Below are 19,330 nucleotides of genomic sequence, written 5' to 3' on the forward strand. Positions count from 1 at the left end.
CATCGAGTACTACAACACAAAACGCATCAAGGTGAAACTAAAAGGCCTGACTCCGATGGAATATCGAAATCAGGCCTTACAAGCCGCTTAACAGAAATGTCCAACTTTAAGGGGTCACTTCAACTTCTGTAATAGGTTTTTTTGTTTTTAGCCAAGCCAGTGTCTGCGAAAACGATACATTACTTTTTGCGTTTATCCGGTTTTTTGCGCTTTGAAAGCTCAACAACACACAAAAAATCTTCATGGAAGAAAGGGTTACCCAATAGCGCCTGAGGCACTGCGAGGCGAATAGCACTGCCAGCCAACACCATCGCTTTGCCGGGCATTTGCGCAATTTCACCCTGCTTAAGGGTTACTTCATATTCTAATATTGGGTTCAGCTTTTTGTTGAGCCCTTTTACTACAGGAAACCCAAATAGCGTCAATGGCTCTCCCATTACAGTGACGGTTTCGGTAAACAAACAGGTTACCCAGTAGAGTTGGCTATTTAACTGTTCGCTAAGCGCATTGACTTTGTCTTCCACCGAGGCTGAAAACACCCACTCCCCCAACACGGGCTCCCACTTGCCACCTAACTGCAAAAACCGTTTTTGTGCACGAAGGTTATATTGACCCGATGCGCGCATAGTACAGATGTCGATCGATCCTTGCTGCGCAAAGGGTAATGTCAGACGAAAAATGCCTTCGCGAGAGTGGTGGGTATATCGGTCACTCACCTCTTCAACATGCAAACGATGTCGGCCAATCGGCATGCTTTGACTAAATTCGTCCACCACAATTTTGCAATGCATCCCTTTCTTTCGGGCAAGGAAATAGTCTGAGTGCTTTTCTATAACATCAAAATCTTGCATCGGCGTTATCGCATCTCAGTCAAAGTACGTTGGCTCATTTGCTTTGCGCTTTTCGAAGCTGCTCAATACGCTCCAAACGCTCGCCCAAGCTACCACTTGGTCGATAGCCTTGCTCAGCCAGAGAATCGATTTTTCTATCGAGATCGGTCGGTTCGATTTTTGCCACCACCGAGTGATTGTTTTGCTCTTGATGATCCAAAATAGTATCGAAGTCATGCAGTAAAACTTCTTCAAATGCTTCTAAGTAGAGCGTCTTAAACTCTTTGGCAATATGCATGTCAGACAAGGTGCGTAGCTTGGCCGATTTTCTATCAATAATGTATTTTTCAACCCGACTCTTTGGGTTTTTCAACGTCAAAATATTGGTTCTAGCTTCCAGTATCTCGCGATCGGTTGGCGTATCTTTTAGCGCTTCAAGTGCCGCCACCGTTGGAGGCCACTCTTGCCCTTTTTTTAATCGTTCGTCGAGATTGTCTTTGAGGCGCTGATAGCTTTGTTCATTAAGCGCTGCGGCAAACTTCATCACATGGCGATCGGGCTCATCCCCAAATTCATAACGGAACTTGCTGCCAAAACTGATGGTCATTTCATACCAAAACTTAAGGATTTTCTTTTGCTCGACACCACTAAATTGCTCTAACAACAACTGCGTTTTTGCTGAGAACAGCTTTTGCTCACTAACAGCAGCCGCGACCTCGTTGCCACTGTCTGATTTGCTTGGCAATTTTGATTGGTCGTAAACAGGCAAAGAGACGCTGCCTTGTTGGCTCTTTGGTGCCGAAGCTTTTACAGATTTGCTCGTTGGTGACGAATGGCGCGCCTTTTTAAGATAAGAATCAAATGTATCGCCCATTGGAGTCGGTTTGCTCATCTCAATCGGTCCCTTACTCGTCGTTAAACTTAAAATTGGAAATCTTTTCTTCTAACTCATCCACCGCAGAACGTCTTGGCGCTTTTTGGTATTGGCCTTTTTGATAGTTCGAGGATTTACGCGTGCTTTGATACGGCGTCTTCTCTGAATGAAGGTGAGAGTGTAATCGACTGGTCATTTCGTCCATGTTAAACAGTGCTTGAGGTGTCAGCCTTAGCTTTTCGATAAAACTGGCCCACACCGCAGTTTGACCAGCAAAGCCACTTTTGAACATGATCAGTTCAGCCCAATCTTCAATAACATTGGGTGACAGTTCTTTCGCATTGATCATTTTGTTATTGCCGCTTGGCTGGATTGGCGACACTTGCGAGCGGTGAAAACTCGACATCTTGCTGCGCTTTTGAAACGCTTGCTCAAACTGCGCTGGCTGTTCGTTGGCTTGTTGCTGTGAAGCCCCATGGTCGACATAGGTATCGACATTCAACTTACCTTTGATGTTACCGCCATCGCGATAAGAGTTGCCTCGTTTATTAAGACCAATAATGTGGTGGTTAAGGCTAAGTTTGGACAGTAAGTTCTCGAGCGCACTTTCTGAACCACTGGTCATTTGCGACAGCTCTTGCATACTAGTAATAAACGCACCATGACGATCCGCAAGCTCGGCAAGAGCGAGTAGAAGCAGTTTTTCTTCCATGGTAACCGTTTTATGGCTCCAAACTTTTTCGAGATATTTTGACGACATGGGTACGGCTTAGGTATGAACTTTAGTGAAAGGAAACTCTTTACACTATAGCTTATAGACGCAGTTTTTAGTATCGAATTATTGTTGGCAAAAGAGCACCTAAGTCAAAAAAAAGAGGCGCTAGCGCCTCTTTTACTTTGTTCATTTGCAGGTACTTAGTCGTGCAATTCAGCCCAAACTTGAGCGCATTTCACAGCACGCTGCCAACCAACGTAACGCTGTTCACGCTTACCGTCATCTTGGCTAGGTTCAAAACGCTTATCGACAATCTCTTTATCGGCAAGTTCATCAATAGACGACCAAAACCCGACCGCTAAACCAGCCAAGTACGCGGCACCAAGGGCCGTGACTTCGGTGACTTTAGGCCGGATTACATCCGCATTGAGAACATCGCACTGGAACTGCATAAGAAAGTTGTTCGCCACTGCGCCACCATCAACACTGAGTGACAAGATGTCATTGCCCGAGTCCACTTTCATTGCATCCATCACGTCACGGGATTGATAGGCAATCGACTCCAGTGTTGCACGAACAATATGATTTGAGTTTGAGCCACGAGTTAAGCCAACAATTGTGCCTCGTGCATAAGGATCCCAGTAAGGTGCGCCTAATCCCGTGAAGGCCGGAACCACATAAACCCCATTCGATGAGTCGACTTTGGTTGCGAAATACTCTGAATCGTTGGCGTCGGTGATCAGCTTCATTTCGTCACGCAGCCACTGAATGGACGCGCCGCCCATAAATACCGCACCTTCTAGTGCATAATTCGGCTCACCGTTCGGGCCGCATGCAATTGTCGTGAGCAACCCACTGTTTGAGGTGACCTTTTCGTTGCCCGTGTTCATCAACAAAAAGCACCCAGTACCATAGGTATTTTTTACTTGGCCTGGTTGGACGCAGCGGTGGCCAAACAGCGCGGCTTGCTGATCACCAGCGATACCTGCAATAGGAATTCGAACCCCACCTTTACCTCCAAGGTTTGCTTGGGCGTAAACTTCTGAAGAGCTTTTCACCTCTGGCATCATTGAACGAGGAATACCAAATTTCTCAAGCAAGGTGTCATCCCACTGCATGCTATTGATATTAAACAACATGGTTCGCGAGGCATTAGTGTAATCGGTCACATGGACACGGCCTTGAGTCATTTTCCAGACCAACCAAGTATCGACCGTTCCAAACAACAACTCCCCTGCTTCAGCTTGCTCTCTAGCCCCGTCCACATTGTCGAGTATCCACTTTACTTTCGTCCCTGAAAAATACGGGTCAAGCACCAACCCAGTGGCGTCTTTTACGTATTCCTCGAGTCCTTCGGCTTTAAGCTGGTCGCACATTTCGGCAGTACGGCGGCATTGCCATACAATGGCGTTATAAACAGGTTTACCGGTATTTTTATTCCAGACAATGGTTGTTTCGCGTTGGTTTGTGATACCAATAGCGGCAATTTGCGCCGACGCGATCCCGGCTTTGCTCAGTACTTCCACTAATGTGGCACTTTGCGTGGCAAAAATTTCCATTGGGTCGTGCTCTACCCAACCTGCCTGAGGATAAATCTGTTCAAACTCCCGTTGAGCAACGCTCACTATATTGGTGTCATGATCCAGTATCACAGCACGTGAACTGGTGGTCCCTTGGTCCAAGGCAACAATATAGGGGGCGTCTTGGTGTACATTGAGGGTCATATCCATCTCCCACGGATCATCTTATTTTATTTTGAACGCAATAGTGCTCGTAAATGTTCGTTCGAGCAACATCAATGCTACAATTGAAACAAGAATTGTTAACTTAATCAAGAAATCACTCTCATTCTCGTCAGCATTTCAAAAAAAAAGCTCGTCTAACCTTAACCATTGCCCCCTAGACTGATAAATTAGCCACTGCAACCTCGCTTATATATAGGGACTTACGTGAAATCTAGTTTGCGCCACAGCCAAATTGTTAAATGGGTAAACGACAAAGGGTTTGTAGAAACCGATGAGTTAGTTGACCATTTTGGTGTTAGTCCACAAACGATTCGTCGTGATCTTAATGAACTCGCAAAGCAAAATTTACTCAAACGAAACCATGGCGGAGCAACGGTATTTTCTAGCTCAGAGAATACCGCATACGATCAGCGTAAAGTACTCGCTCTGCAAGAAAAAGATCTCATCGCCCAAGCATTAGTTAAGCATATACCTAATGGCGCAACGCTGTTCATAGACATTGGTACAACGCCTGAGTCTATTGCGAGAGCGCTGCTCAACTCTCACCAGCAGCTCAATATCGTGACTAACAATATTCATGTAGCTACCTTGCTTATGACCAAGAGTGACTTTAAGGTCATTATTGCCGGTGGTGAGGTACGCAGCGTCGATGGTGGCGTTACCGGGGAAGCGACATTAGATCTTATTTCGCAGTTTCGCTTAGACTTTGGCATTCTGGGGATCAGCGGAATCGATGACGATGGCTCTCTTCTCGACTTTGACTATCACGAAGTTCGCGTCAAACGAGCCATCATTGAGAATAGCCGTCAAGTGTACCTAGGAGTAGACCATACAAAATTTGGCCGCAGTGCGATGGTTAAACTAGGCAACATTAGTGAAATCGACCGTATGATTACCGACCAGCTACCCTCGAAGACTATCCAAGAAATTGCCAAGCTCAATGACGTCGTCATCGAGATTGCGACGCCCTAAGAGTATATTTTGCTCTGTTTAACACAGAGCGCTACCGTTATCCCTCACAAACAAAGCCGTTTCAGCGACAGACAACCTCTTTCGCTGCAACGGCTTTTTTATAATGTTTACAAAATGTAAAGTTTAATGCACTAAACCCCTAGTTTTTTGCTCAAATTTTCGTACAATACACAAAACGAGCATAAACGCGCACAAACGAAAGGTTTAGTAATGAGCGAACAAGTAATGGATATTATCGTCGTCGGCGGCGGTATCAATGGTGCTGGAATAGCAGCAGACGCCTCAGGCCGAGGGCTTAGCGTCGGTTTATACGAAGCGAAAGACTTTGCAAGCGCGACCTCCTCTGCCAGTTCAAAGCTGATTCACGGCGGGCTACGTTATCTAGAACATTATGAGTTTCGTTTAGTGTCCGAAGCATTAAGCGAACGTGAAGTTATTCTAAAAAAAGCGCCTCATATTGCCAAACCCATGCGTTTTCGTTTGCCCCATCGTCCATTTTTGCGCCCAGCTTGGATGATTCGTGCTGGTCTGTTTCTTTACGATAACCTCGGAAAACGCTCCACGCTCAAAGGCAGCCACAATGTGGACCTGACCAAAGACGGTATCTTCAAATCAGAGATTAAACGCGGTTTTGAGTATTCAGATTGCTGGGTTGATGATGCGCGACTTGTCATTCTTAATGCCATACAAGCCAAAGAAAATGGCGCAGAAGTGAAAAACTACACTACGGTGACCAAAGCAACCCGCGTGAATGATTTATGGGAAGTGGAGTTGCGCAACCAAGTAACTGGTGAGTCGTTCACTCGTTATAGTCACGCTTTGGTCAACGCAACCGGACCTTGGGTAAAAAGCTTTTTGACGGAAAACCTCTCTCAACCCTCTCCTTACGGTATTCGACTGATTAAAGGCTCGCACTTTGTCGTGCCAAGATTGCACGACGGTGAGCACGCGTATATTTTGCAAAATGACGACCAACGAATCGTGTTTGTTATCCCCTACTTAGACAAGTTCTCGATTGTTGGGACCACCGACGTCGAGTACAAGGGTGACCCAAGAGAGGTCGCACTAGATAACACCGAACGCGATTACCTGCTCGAGGTGTTGAATAAGCACTTCACACAGCAACTCTCGGTGGACGACATTGTTTGGACATTCAGTGGCGTAAGACCTTTGTGTGATGATGAATCCGATTCACCGCAGGCCATCACTCGCGACTACACGCTTTCGTTAAACCAAGAAGAAGAACAAGCTCCATTGCTATCGGTATTTGGTGGCAAACTCACAACATACCGAAAGCTTGGTGAATCAGCGATGAAACAACTCAAACCCTTTCTTTCTAATATGGGCGAGAGTTGGACTAGCGAATCGCCCCTTCCTGGTGGCGAAAACTTCAATAGAACGGAAATCCACAACAGCCTGAAGACCCAGTGTGCGTGGCTAACTGACGCCACTATTTCGCGCCTAATTCAACAATATGGGTCGCGCTGTCTGACTCTTTTTAGCAACATCAACACAGAAGAAGAATGTGGTGAGCATTTTGGCGATCAGGTATACCAAGTTGAGATTGATTACCTTCGTGAGCATGAATTTGCACAAACATTTGAAGACATAGCGTGGCGCCGCACTAAGCTAGGGCTGTTATGCTCAAAACAGACACAGCAAAACATCAGCGACTTTATCTCGTCAAATCAGATAATTAACGAACCAGTTACTGCATAGTAATAAATACTATCTACCTCGACACTGAACAACATTCACGTTCAGTGTCGAGTTTCTTTACAGTTTCGTGACAACGACTATTCATCTTCAGTAACTACGATTAATCAACCAGTTATCCTCAACCCTTTCTTTTCCGCTACAAATTTCAGTCAACTCTAAGTCATGCTAGCGTCAAATTTGTTTACATAAAAGAAACATTTAGTGAATTAATAAGATTGCCGTCACTTTAACCTATTGATAAGAAAACTCTTTCATTTACTGGCATGCGTTATGCAAATTGTGAATAGTATGTGACCAGGGTGGTTGCTAACACTGGAAATGCAGTGTTCCGAAAGGGGTTTATTATGTTAAAGACAACTTTAATTACAGCTTTAGGATGTATGTTCATTGCAGGACAAGCACAGGCGATCACATTCCAGTTTGATTGGAACGGTGGAGCTTACGACTACGTCGTACCTGACGGTGGTCATGCGGCTAACGGCACAGATTACAGCGGCACAACTTTGAAGTATGGCTATGGTGCAGGACAGTTCTTAACTATTGGTAGTAGCACCGAGGATACCGTTCAAGATATCAGACCAGTTGATGCTGGTATAGGTGCTGACGGTGGTGTCAATGGCGATAATACCGGAATCGGCGAGTGGCTATCGTTAGCGTTTTCATCTGACGTCACTGTCACGGCTATCTCTTTTAATGGTGGTAATTTAAACAGTGATGGGCATGACGATTATTGGAACGGCGATAACAATATTCGGTTTGATTTGCTCAATGGCGCTATTCTTGAGGATACTTTGACACACAACTTTAAAGACAGTCCTGATGGTGCTCTCGATGGATTAACCGGTGATATTCTTTCTACTGATCTTGCAAAAATAACTTCAGTAGACACACGCTTTTACCTCGAATCCATTACATTTGAAGAAAGCGAAATTGAAATCACAACCTTCGGTATCCCAGTGCCAGAGCCTGAAACTCTTGTTCTATTCAGTCTTGGCTTAATTGGCTTGGGTGCTTCACTAAGACATCGTCGTAGAACCAGCTATTCGTAATTGCAAACAATGCATTAAGCAAAAAGGGAGCTATGAGCTCCCTTTTGTTATTCTAGTAAGTCTACTATTCCCACTCGATGGTAGCCGGTGGCTTACCAGAAATATCGTAAACCACGCGAGAGATACCGTCGATCTCATTGATAATGCGATTGGATACTTTTCCTAGGAAATCGTATGGAAGGTGTGCCCAGTGCGCAGTCATAAAGTCAATAGTTTCAACGGCGCGTAACGACACAACCCAATCGTATTTGCGGCCATCGCCCATTACTCCTACAGAGCGAACTGGTAAGAATACCGTAAAGGCTTGAGACACTTTATTGTACAGATCCGCTGCATGCAGTTCTTCAATGAAGATAGCATCAGCGCGGCGTAATAGATCGCAGTACTCTTTCTTAACTTCACCCAATACGCGAACACCAAGACCTGGTCCTGGGAACGGATGGCGGTAAAGCATGTTGTATGGAAGGCCAAGCTCAAGGCCAATTTTACGGACTTCATCTTTAAACAGTTCGCGCAGCGGTTCCACTAACCCCATTTCCATATCGTCAGGCAAACCACCAACGTTATGGTGAGACTTAATGACGTGAGCTTTGCCTGTTTTTGAGGCGGCAGATTCGATGACATCTGGGTAGATCGTACCTTGTGCTAACCAACGGGCATTGGCTAGTTTCTTCGACTCTTCGTCAAACACATCGATGAACACATGGCCAATGGTTTTGCGTTTTTGCTCTGGATCCGATTGACCTTCAAGAGCATTCAAAAAGCGCTCTTCTGCGTCAACGTGAACAATGTTTAATCCAAAGTGGTCGCCAAACATTTCTAGGACTTGGTCAGCTTCGTTTAATCGGAGTAGCCCATTGTCAACAAACACACAAGTGAGTCGGTCGCCGATCGCTCGGTGAACCAGCATGGCCACTACCGAAGAGTCTACGCCACCAGACAAACCAAGAATCACTTCATCATCACCCACTTGCTCTTTAATGCGAGCAATCGCGTCGTCGATAATGCTTTGCGAAGTCCACAGTTTTTCACAACCACAAATATTTAGAGCAAAGTTCTCTAGCATACGTTGCCCTTGGCGAGTATGCGTCACCTCGGGGTGGAACTGAACACCATAGAAATTCTTCTCTTCATTGGCCATTGCGGCAAACGGACAAGTATCAGTTTGAGCAATTTTAGTGAAGTTCGATGGGATTTCGACAACCTTATCACCATGGCTCATCCACACATCTAGGAGTGCATTGCCGTCCTCTGCAATTGCATCTTCGATGTTTTTGAACAGTTCACAGTTTTCCACAACTTCAACTTGAGCATAACCAAATTCACGCTCATTTGAGCCCGAAACCTTACCACCAAGTTGCTCAGACATTGTCTGCATGCCGTAACAAACACCAAGAACTGGAACACCCGCTTCAAATACATATTGAGGAGCTCGCGGAGAGTCATTCTCTGTAACACTCTCTGGACCACCAGATAAAATAATGCCGTTAGGAGCAAACTCTTTGATGTCTTGTTCATCAACATCCCAGCTCCAAAGTTCACAGTAAACACCAATTTCTCGGATGCGACGTGCGATAAGCTGCGTGTATTGTGAACCGAAGTCCAAAATAAGGATACGTTGATCGTGGATATTCTTTGTCATTAGAAATAGTCTCAAATATTAGGTGGTCGGCTCCATTCCTTAGAACCAAAACTTTAAATAATTAGGGTAGTCAAAGTGAGCATCACTTTAACCGGAAACAGTGCGAGCACCGCCAAGTGCTCGCAAGTTATTCATTAGCCCAAACGGTAGTTTGGAGCTTCTTTGGTGATTTGCACGTCATGAACATGCGACTCTTTCATACCAGCACCAGAAATACGAACAAACTCAGCGGTTGTGCGCATCACTTCAATGGTTGCAGAGCCTGTCAGCCCCATGCTTGAGCGCAGGCCGCCCATTTGCTGGTGAACGATCTCTTTCAATTTGCCTTTATAGGCGATTCGACCTTCGATGCCTTCTGGAACCAATTTGTCTGCAGCATTATCGGTTTGGAAGTAACGGTCAGATGAACCTTGAGACATTGCGCCTAAAGAGCCCATTCCACGGTAAGACTTGTAAGAACGACCTTGATACAAAATGATCTCACCAGGTGCTTCTTCTGTGCCTGCGAACATTGAACCCACCATGACACAAGAAGCGCCAGCTACGATAGCTTTACAAATATCACCAGAGAAACGAATACCACCATCGGCAATCACTGGAATACCGTGTTTATCGGCAACTTCTACTGCATCACCAATAGCCGTAACTTGTGGAACACCAACACCGGTAACGATACGCGTTGTACAAATTGAACCTGGGCCAATACCGACTTTTACCGCACTGACACCTGCGTCAATCAACGCTTGTGCACCAGCGCCTGTCGCCACGTTACCACCAATGATGTCGAGATCAGGATGCGCTGCGCGAGTTTCACGGATACGTTGCAATACACCTTCGGAGTGACCATGTGATGAGTCAATCAGCAGTACATCAACACCCGCTTCAACGAGAGCAGCAACACGTTCTTCGTTACCAGCACCAGCACCAACTGCTGCACCAACGCGCAAGCGGCCACGTTCGTCTTTACATGCGTTAGGTTTACGTTCCGCTTTATGGAAGTCTTTTGCGGTGATCATGCCGCGCAGTTCGAATTGATCATTGACGACCAATACTTTTTCAACGCGAGCACTGTGCATTTTCTCTTCTACTTCTTCACGAGATGCACCTTCGGTCACTGACGCAAGCTTATCTTTAGGCGTCATTACCGCTTCAACTTTCTTCGACAAGTCTGTTACAAAGCGAACGTCACGACCAGTAATAATACCCACCAACAGGTTATTGTCGGTCACTACAGGGAAGCCACCAAAGCCGTGGATGCGGGTCAATTCCAGCACCTCAGCAATAGATTGTTCTGGTTTAACGGTCACTGGGTGTGACACGATGCCAGCCTCAAAAATCTTAACCTGGCGAACCATCTCGGCTTGTTGCTCGATAGACATGTTTTTATGGATGAAGCCGATACCACCTTCTTGGGCCAAAGCAATCGCAAGGCGAGCTTCAGTTACCGTATCCATAGAGGCGGAAATCATAGGAATATTCAACGTGATGTTCTTCGTCAATCGAGTACGAAGATCAGCCGTGTTTGGGAGAACAGTGGAGTGAGCTGGTACGAGTAGGACATCATCGAACGTCAGCGCTTCTTTGGCAATTCTTAGCATTTGCAATATCTCACAACAAGTGGTTTAAAAAACAGTAAATCCAAATCAATTAGCAGCGAAATTGCGGCGCCATAATCGGATTTGGATTTGATATTGCAGACGGATTATACGCACTACGCAAACGGTTGGCCACACATTTTTGTAATAAAAATTTGCCTTTCTACCCTTGATATGTATTATATTGCCGCTAATTCCTACACCCACGTCTTCGTGATTTGAGTCAGCCTTATCGTGCTTTCTACTAACAACCCCAATATTTATACTGTTTCTCGCCTCAACTCTGAGGTGCGTCTATTACTGGAAAATGAAATGGGTGTTATCTGGTTAGTGGGTGAAATTTCCAACTTTTCTGCCCCAGTGTCTGGGCATTGGTATTTCACGCTTAAAGACTCTCGCGCTCAAGTAAAGTGTGCGATGTTTCGCGGTAACAACCGACGCGTCAATTTTCGTCCAGAAAACGGTAAGCAAGTTTTAGTCAAAGCACGTCTTTCACTGTATGAACCTCGCGGTGACTATCAACTTATTGCTGACTCGATGCAGCCAGAAGGTGACGGACAACTGCAACAGCAGTTTGACGCTTTGAAGATGAAGTTAGCGGCTGAAGGACTCTTTTCTCAGCAAAGCAAGCTCCCAATACCTGAACATCCGAAAACAGTTGGTGTGATCACGTCAAAGACTGGGGCGGCTCTACACGATGTGCTCGATGTCCTAAAGCGACGCGATCCTAGTTTGAATGTCATTATTTACCCAACTATGGTGCAGGGTGAAGAAGCGTCACTATCTATTGCTCAGGCTATTGGCCGTGCAAACGATCGCCAAGAGTGCGACGTACTGATCGTTGGTCGTGGCGGAGGTTCGCTAGAAGACCTATGGTGTTTTAACAACGAAATAGTAGCGAGAACCGTTGCGGCGAGTCAGATCCCGATTATTAGTGCTGTTGGCCATGAAGTCGATGTCACCATTTGTGATTTTGTGGCCGACTTAAGAGCACCAACACCTTCCGCTGCCGCAGAGTTGGTCAGTCAAGATCAAAGTCATAAAGCCAGCCAAGTGCTGAATTTGGTTGCAGCGCTTAAACGCGCTATGAGCGGACAGTTAAGCAAGCAGCATCAAACATTCGTGCACTTACAGCACAAACTGGATAAAGCTCACCCTCAATATCGATTAGAGAGACAAGCTCAAAGATTAGATGATTATCAGTCTAGAATAGAGCAAGCGATGCGCCACTACTTCAATGCGCAGACAAAACACCTGATCCAGAGTGGCCATCAACTACATATGGCAAGCCCCAAAAGGCGGATTGATATCCAAAGCCAAAAAGTGTCTCATTTGAGTGATAAGCTAAACAACTTAGCCAAACGCACTCTGCTAGAAAAGCAGCATCAACTTGCCATGCAGATGGAAAAACTTGATACCGTCAGTCCTCTGTCTACTCTAAAACGCGGCTATTCTATAACTCATAAAAGCGATGGCTCAGTCGTCGTGGATAGTACCGTCGTCAAACAAGGCGATACATTAACTACTCGACTGTCGAGTGGAGAGATCACTTCAACGGTGATTGATAGCAAACCACTTTAACTGATTGGTTTGAACTCAAATCGAACCTTAGACTTCGATTGCAATTCATTGCAGCTATTGCAAAAGTAATTTGCTGCACCGCACGCTTGGAGCTTTTCTAGTTCTGACTCACACTTTGGGCAGTAGCCCACTTTTAGATACGCCGCATTGCAACTCTCACATTCGTAGCGACCATTCCAACTCAACTCTTTGTCACATTTAGGGCAGAGATTATCTGTCATACTATTTCCTAGAACCTTTTTAAGCGTTTACTGTTTGTACTATTAAAACAGATCTTTTGTTGCATAAGCATTGTTAAGGATCAACTTACTGATCTTAGGCTTATAGGCATCTGATCAGCGATCTACCCTAAAAAGAACATTTATATAACCACATACCGAAAGCATAAGTTACATATCCTGCATTTCGATTTCAGGTAGTATAAAAATCTATTAGGATTCTAATATTACATATTCACAGAATAAACCAAAACGATCTTATTGCGATCGCAGTGCGTTTCTCTGCTCATTGTCTATTTAGTGTATCAAAATTCTTTCGCCATTGACGATGTCATATGCCAACTTGAGCTCAATCTATAAGTCCTTATTTTCCTATGTGTTTGGCTGCATAAACCTCAAAAAAAAGCCTCGGTAAAATACCGAGGCTTAAGACATTCTTGGTCATTGAAGTGACTAGCGTTTGTTCTTTCCTTTGATCATTGTCATCAGTCGCTTGCGCTTGCGCTCCTGTGACAAGGTCATTTTATTGCTTTTACCCTCAAATGGGTTTTCGCTGTTTTGGAATTGAATGCGGATGGGTGTTCCCATAATTTCCAAACTACGACGATAGTAATTCATTAAGTAACGCTTGTACGACGCTGGCAGTTCATTCACTTGGTTACCGTGAATCACCACGATAGGTGGATTGTACCCACCTGCGTGTGCATATTTTAGCTTAACACGTCGTCCACGAACCAATGGCGGCTGGTGATCTTCTGTCGCCATTTTCATGATACGAGTCAGCACAGAAGTACCGACACGCGTCGTTGCAGATTTATACGCTTCTTGAACCGACTCAAACAAGTGACCAACACCTGTACCATGTAGGGCTGAAATAAAGTGAATGCGAGCAAAATCGACAAAGCCTAAACGTCGGTCTAGCTCTTTTTTTACGCCTTCTTTTACGTCAGTATCCAATCCGTCCCATTTATTGACGGCAATTACAATAGAACGCCCAGCATTTAGCGCAAAGCCAAGTAAGCTTAAATCTTGATCCGAAATATTTTCTCTTGCGTCAATAACAACCAACACTACGTTAGCGTCTTCTATTGCTTTAAGAGTTTTAACAACCGAAAACTTCTCAACAGTTTCGTTAATACGCTTACGACGGCGAACACCCGCTGTATCGATAAGCACATATTCACGCTCATCACGCTCCATCGGGATATAGATAGAGTCCCGCGTGGTTCCAGGCATGTCATACACAACCACACGCTCTTCACCTAAAATGCGATTGGTCAGCGTTGATTTACCCACGTTAGGGCGGCCAATGATCGCCAGTTTAATCGGCTGGTCTTGCAGGCGCTTGTACTCTGCTTCTGCTTCTTCTTCGGTGTACTCCAGCTTTTCCTCTTCTGGCGCTTCTTCACCAGTTAGGTCTTCAATTTGCTGGCTCTTTAGCTCTTCTGCAAATGGATTTAAAGCTTTATCAATCAATGATGCTACACCACGGCCATGAGCTGCTGCGATCTGATACATAGACTCCATCCCAAGCTGCCAAAACTCTGCACTGGCGGCGTCAGCATCAACACCATCAACTTTATTAACCACCAGCATAGCTGGCTTTTCTATGACTCGAAGGTGCTGGGCTATCGCTTCGTCAGCAACGGTGAGGCCAGCACGGCCATCAACCATAAACAGCACAACATCCGCTTCTTCAATCGCCGCTAGCGATTGCTCGGCCATTTTGGTTTCTACGCCCTCTTCAGTGCCGTCGATACCGCCTGTATCGATCACAATAAAATCGTGCTCACCCAGTTTTGCCTGACCGTACTTACGATCACGTGTTAAACCAGGGAAATCAGCAACCAACGCATCTCGAGTGCGAGTTAGGCGATTAAATAGGGTGGATTTACCCACATTAGGACGTCCAACTAAAGCAACTACAGGAACCATAATGACCTCAAAATTCAATAACTAAGTAAATGGCTTCGCCACTTACGTGTCGTCTTCTCGACGATATTGTTTCAGAAAACGCACCTACGAAGACACCACCAATCAACAACGTCCAATCGTTTAGGTCGGTAGTATTCAGCATAGACGCCATTTTTAGTGACTGCTATAAACAGCAAAACGGCTCCAACTGTCGCCAGCATGGAGCCGAATGTGAATTATATCACTCTTTTACGTGTAACTTAACCTATTCGTCGTTAAGCGAATACTTAATTACGCTGCCTTGTCGAGTCTGAATGACAAATCCGTCGTCTAACTCAACAGGGCCAACAGCAAAGCCACTTTCATCAACCAGTTGTTGTGAAACAAAATTACCGCTGCGACGATCTAACCAGTGCAAATAGCCTTCACTATCACCAACAACAACCATGTCATCGATCAGTTTTGGCGCGGTGAGCAGTCTATTTTCAAGTTGTAAATTGCTCCACAATTCTGTACCACTACGAGCATCAACAGCAACCACGTGGTCGCGGTCGGTAATCAAGTATAATGTGCGGCCATCACTGGTGATGTCCATCGCGGAAGAGTAGTTACGCTTCCAAGCGGGACTACCAGAACGAAGATCAATCGCCACTAGCTGACCATTAAATCCAACGGTATAGAGGTTTGTACCCAGAATTAGAGGGCTTGCATCCACATCCACTAGGCGATCAATTTCAGTCGCACCTTTTGGCGTCGCGATAGGTTGTTGCCAAATCAGCTGACCGCGATCGATAATTGCGGCTGCCAAACGACCGTTTGCCGTTCCCCAAAATACACCACCAGATGCGGTCACGGGAGAGCTGGTTCCGCGCAGCGTTAATGCAGGCACTTCAGTACTGATCGACCAGACCTCTTCTCCGGTTTCCTCTTTATGAGCAACTAAAATACCACGGCTAGTATGCGTCAATACTAAGTTAGAATCGGTTGCCGACTCAGATAGCACCTCACCTTGTACTGGTGCGCGCCATTTGATCTCACCAGACTCTACGTCCAAAGAGATCAGCTCGCCATTTTCTGAGCCGATAAAAAGCTGTCTGTAAGCTGCGTGGATACCACCAGACAGTCTTGCAGGCGTGTCTTGCTGAAGATTCTGAGACCAAATTTCTTTACCAGTTTCAGGCTCTAGTGCTCGCACCATACCGTCGCGACTGGCCACAAATAGGGTGTCGTACGCGTAGACCGGTGATAGTTCACTAAAAAAGTGCCCTACACCACCGCGTACGGTCGAGGTCCAGTTGGTCGCTGGTGTGAACTCACTTTGGACCACAGGTAGTGGCGCCATGATCACCGTGTCTTCTTCACTCGAACAAGCCGCTAAACCTGTTACAAGTGCTGCCGCCCACAATAATTTTGTTATTGGTTTACGCATTCAGCCGCCCTTATTGAGCCAAATCATCCAGTTTGAGTTGAATCAGCTGGCTAGCATCAACAGATTGCTGAGCTTCAAGGTACGCGGTTTTTGCCGCTTCTTTATTCCCCTGACGAAGAAGAATGTCTCCTTTAGCTTCGGCAACTCGGCCTTGCCAACCTGAAGATGTCACTGTTGCCAATTGCTCTAGCGCACCGTCAAACTGCTCAAGCTCTGCCATTACGCGCGCTTTACGAACGGTTAGCACGGTTTTAAGTGCTGCGTCTTTTGTCGATGATTGTGCAAGCTCCAATTGAGCTAAACCTTGCTCTAGTTCACCGGCTGCAACGTAGCTTTTCGCCAACTGCATTGATGCAAGAACGGCGTATTCTTCGCCTTTGTTGGCTTCGATAAACGCCAGTGCGTCTTCATTAGCTGATGCACTTTGCATCGCGAAAGCATCGCTGATGGTGTTGTATTGTTGTGACAGAGCTTCTTGCGCTTCAAGGACACTGTCTTGGTAATAGCGCCAGCCAAACAGGCCACCTAAACCAACAACTGCGCCCACAACGATCGCTTTACCATTTTCTTGCCACCAATTTTTAATGGCTTCTACTTGTTGCTCTTCATCGTCGTAAATTTCCACGATCGTAACCTCTTAAATTAAATCCTTGAGTGCATGTGCAACGTCTGCTGTTGCAATGCTGTGTTGTTCGCCACCTTTAAGGTCTTTGAGTACAACCGTGCCTTCCGCGACTTCATTTTCGCCAAGCACAAGTGCAACTACAGCACCTACTTTGTCAGCGCGTTTAAATTGCTTCTTAAAGCCACCGCCACCAAAGTGACTCATGATACGAATACCAGGCAAGGCTTCGCGCAATGACTCGGCAAGTTTCATACCCACCATTAGAGTTCCTTCGCCTGCGGTCACCATATACACGTCAACACTACGTCTTACTTCGGTAAGTTCAAGCGTTTCGAGCATAAGAACTAGACGCTCTAGCCCCATAGCAAAACCAACCGCTGGAGTAGGTTTTCCACCGAGCTGCTCAACCAAACCATCGTAGCGACCACCACCACATACAGTTCCTTGAGCACCTAAGCTATCGGTGATCCATTCGAAAACCGTTCGGTTGTAATAATCAAGCCCGCGCACTAGACGTTGGTTAACTTGATAGTCAATACCTGCGGCATCAAGCAACTCACACAATCCAGCAAAGTGCTCTTTTGAATCTTGGTCTAAATAGTCTGACAGTTGTGGGGCATCAACCAGTATCGCTTGAATGTCGCGATTTTTAGTGTCCAACACACGCAATGGGTTGGTATGCATACGTCGCTTACAATCGTCATCGAGGATATCGATGTGTTGCTCGAGAAACGTAACTAACGCTTCACGGTATTGCTGGCGAGCCTCTAATGAGCCGATCGAGTTCAACTCCAAACGGACATGATCAGCGATGCCTAGCTCACGCCACAATCTCGCCGTCAGCATAATCAGTTCGGCATCAACATCGGGACCATTAAGACCAAAGGCTTCAACACCACACTGATGGAACTGGCGGTAGCGACCTTTTTGAGGACGCTCGTGACGGAACATTGGACCCATATACCATAAACGCTGCTCTTGGTTATAAAGCAAACCGTTTTCAATTCCAGCGCGAACACACCCAGCTGTCCCTTCTGGACGAAGCGTTAGGCTATCGCCATTTCGATCTTCAAAGGTGTACATCTCTTTTTCGACCACGTCGGTGACTTCACCGATCGCACGACTAAACAGATGCGTTTGTTCCACTATCGGCATGCGCACTTCACTATAGCCGTAAGCACTTACCGTGTTTTTAACTGCATTTTCTACTTTTTGCCACAGTGGAGACTGTGTCGGGAGGCAGTCGTTCATGCCTCTAATTGCTTGTATAGTTTTAGCCACTTTACTGTCCAATTACTGTGTATCAACGAGATTAACGTCGATGCGATTACTCTCGTCCATTTGCGCAGCTTTTGCGCGAATTTTTGCTTCTAACTGATCAACTAAACTGTCATTGTCAAAGCGCTCTTTTTGACGCTTACCGTCTTCGTAAAATGCACTTTTGCGATGGCTTCCTGCTAATCCTAGGTGAGACACTTCCGCTTCACCTGGACCGTTGACCACACACCCTATTATGGACACGTCCAATGGTGTGATGATGTCTTCCAGACGCTCCTCAAGAGCATTCACAGTGCCGATCACATCGAACTCTTGTCGAGAACAGCTCGGGCACGCAATGAAGTTAATCCCGCGTGAGCGAATTCTAAGAGATTTTAGAATATCAAAACCAACTTTGATCTCTTCGACAGGGTCTGCGGCAAGAGAAATACGCAATGTGTCGCCAATCCCCTCTGCCAGCAACATACCTAGCCCAACCGACGATTTCACTGCACCTGCTCGAGCGCCACCGGCTTCGGTGATCCCCAAATGCAAAGGTTGGTCAATTTTTTGAGCCAATAAACGATACGAATCGACAGCAAGAAACACATCAGACGCTTTTACACTGATCTTAAACTGATCGAAGTTTAGCCTGTCTAAAATGTCGACATGGCGCATTGCAGACTCAACCAACGCTTCGGGAGTAGGCTCGCCATATTTAAGTTGAAGGTCTTTTTCTAACGATCCACCATTAACACCAATACGGATTGGGATGTTTTTATCACGAGCGCAATCTACAACCGAGCGTATGCGGGCTTCGTTACCGATGTTACCCGGATTAATACGTAGGCAATCTACGCCATACTCTGCCACTTTTAACGCAATGCGATAGTCAAAGTGGATATCGGCCACTAACGGGACAGCGACTTGCTGTTTGATCTGTCTGAATGCTTCGGCCGCTTCCATCGTTGGCACGGAGACACGAACAATGTCTGCTCCTACTTTCTCCAACGAGCGTATTTGAGCCACGGTTGCGTCTACATCCGTGGTGCGTGTATTTGTCATTGATTGAACGGCAATTGGAGCACCGTCACCAATAGGCACATCGCCCACGTAAATTCGAGTCGATGGGCGACGTTTTATAGGAGATTCGTATTGCATATCG

17 protein-coding genes are annotated in these 19,330 nt (G+C 45.9%); 5 read left to right on the top strand and 12 right to left on the bottom strand.

All coding sequences use genetic code 11. The features are described 5' to 3' along the window. A partial coding sequence (locus JQC93_RS19495; protein WP_205158803.1) for an IS3 family transposase occupies window positions 1–91 on the top strand: 91 nt, incomplete at its 5' end. An 88-nt stretch (window positions 92–179) separates the two neighbouring features. Here JQC93_RS19495 and JQC93_RS19500 read toward each other — a convergent pair. The 4 genes from JQC93_RS19500 to glpK form a co-directional block, all read right to left on the bottom strand. Continuing rightward, entirely contained in the window at window positions 180–851 is a 672-nt protein-coding gene (locus JQC93_RS19500) for a hypothetical protein (RefSeq protein WP_205160005.1), read from the bottom strand. 34 nt (window positions 852–885) lie between these two features. Next, window positions 886–1,722: a hypothetical protein gene (locus JQC93_RS19505; RefSeq protein WP_205160006.1), complete on the bottom strand. Its 837-nt coding sequence runs from the start codon at window positions 1,720–1,722 to the stop codon at window positions 886–888. 13 nt (window positions 1,723–1,735) lie between these two features. Continuing rightward, window positions 1,736–2,464, bottom strand: coding sequence for a hypothetical protein (locus tag JQC93_RS19510; protein WP_205160007.1), 729 nt, complete (start codon window positions 2,462–2,464; stop codon window positions 1,736–1,738). 155 nt (window positions 2,465–2,619) lie between these two features. Then, window positions 2,620–4,143 (bottom strand): glycerol kinase GlpK, encoded by a 1,524-nt coding sequence (glpK, locus tag JQC93_RS19515; protein ID WP_205160008.1) that lies wholly within the window; start codon window positions 4,141–4,143, stop codon window positions 2,620–2,622. Between the two features lie 225 nt (window positions 4,144–4,368). Here glpK and JQC93_RS19520 point away from each other — a divergent pair, with 225 nt between their 5' ends. The 3 genes from JQC93_RS19520 to JQC93_RS19530 all read left to right on the top strand — a co-directional run bounded on the left by JQC93_RS19520 (window position 4,369) and on the right by JQC93_RS19530 (window position 7,904). Next, window positions 4,369–5,136, top strand: coding sequence for a DeoR/GlpR family transcriptional regulator (locus tag JQC93_RS19520; RefSeq protein ID WP_084888379.1), 768 nt, complete (start codon window positions 4,369–4,371; stop codon window positions 5,134–5,136). Window positions 5,137–5,346: 210 nt separating this feature from the next. After that, a complete protein-coding gene (glpD, locus tag JQC93_RS19525) occupies window positions 5,347–6,855 on the top strand; it encodes a glycerol-3-phosphate dehydrogenase (RefSeq protein WP_205160009.1) in 1,509 nt (502 codons plus the stop codon). 344 nt (window positions 6,856–7,199) lie between these two features. Further along, window positions 7,200–7,904, top strand: coding sequence for a PEP-CTERM sorting domain-containing protein (locus JQC93_RS19530; protein WP_205160010.1), 705 nt, complete (start codon window positions 7,200–7,202; stop codon window positions 7,902–7,904). Window positions 7,905–7,968: 64 nt separating this feature from the next. Here JQC93_RS19530 and guaA read toward each other — a convergent pair whose 3' ends face one another. After that, window positions 7,969–9,546: a glutamine-hydrolyzing GMP synthase gene (gene guaA / locus JQC93_RS19535; protein WP_205160011.1), complete on the bottom strand. Its 1,578-nt coding sequence runs from the start codon at window positions 9,544–9,546 to the stop codon at window positions 7,969–7,971. 134 nt (window positions 9,547–9,680) lie between these two features. Further along, a complete protein-coding gene (guaB, locus tag JQC93_RS19540) occupies window positions 9,681–11,144 on the bottom strand; it encodes an IMP dehydrogenase (protein WP_205160012.1) in 1,464 nt (487 codons plus the stop codon). 231 nt (window positions 11,145–11,375) lie between these two features. On the opposite strand from guaB, the gene xseA reads away from it, so the two are divergent. Continuing rightward, window positions 11,376–12,722 (top strand): exodeoxyribonuclease VII large subunit, encoded by a 1,347-nt coding sequence (xseA, locus tag JQC93_RS19545; protein ID WP_205160013.1) that lies wholly within the window; start codon window positions 11,376–11,378, stop codon window positions 12,720–12,722. Here xseA and JQC93_RS19550 read toward each other — a convergent pair. From JQC93_RS19550 to ispG, 6 genes are all read right to left on the bottom strand, one after another. Further along, window positions 12,719–12,943 (bottom strand): zinc ribbon domain-containing protein, encoded by a 225-nt coding sequence (locus tag JQC93_RS19550; protein WP_205160014.1) that lies wholly within the window; start codon window positions 12,941–12,943, stop codon window positions 12,719–12,721. The two genes, xseA and JQC93_RS19550, sit on opposite strands and share 4 nt — an antisense overlap. Before the next feature lie 450 nt (window positions 12,944–13,393). Next, window positions 13,394–14,875 carry a ribosome biogenesis GTPase Der gene (gene der / locus JQC93_RS19555; RefSeq protein ID WP_084888365.1) on the bottom strand — a complete coding sequence of 494 codons (1,482 nt, stop codon included), beginning with the start codon at window positions 14,873–14,875 and terminating at the stop codon, window positions 13,394–13,396. A gap of 244 nt (window positions 14,876–15,119) precedes the next feature. Next, window positions 15,120–16,283, bottom strand: coding sequence for an outer membrane protein assembly factor BamB (gene bamB / locus JQC93_RS19560; RefSeq protein ID WP_205160015.1), 1,164 nt, complete (start codon window positions 16,281–16,283; stop codon window positions 15,120–15,122). A 10-nt stretch (window positions 16,284–16,293) separates the two neighbouring features. Beyond that, window positions 16,294–16,908, bottom strand: a complete 615-nt coding sequence (locus JQC93_RS19565; RefSeq protein WP_205160016.1) for a YfgM family protein — start codon at window positions 16,906–16,908, stop codon at window positions 16,294–16,296. A 12-nt stretch (window positions 16,909–16,920) separates the two neighbouring features. Next, entirely contained in the window at window positions 16,921–18,189 is a 1,269-nt protein-coding gene (gene hisS, locus JQC93_RS19570; RefSeq protein WP_205160017.1) for a histidine--tRNA ligase, read from the bottom strand. A gap of 12 nt (window positions 18,190–18,201) precedes the next feature. Next, entirely contained in the window at window positions 18,202–19,326 is a 1,125-nt protein-coding gene (ispG, locus tag JQC93_RS19575; protein WP_205160018.1) for a flavodoxin-dependent (E)-4-hydroxy-3-methylbut-2-enyl-diphosphate synthase, read from the bottom strand. Between the last annotated feature and the right edge of the window lie 4 nt (window positions 19,327–19,330).

The sequence above is a fragment of the Vibrio ulleungensis genome, assembly GCF_016900875.1.
GTDB lineage: Bacteria > Pseudomonadota > Gammaproteobacteria > Enterobacterales > Vibrionaceae > Vibrio > Vibrio ulleungensis.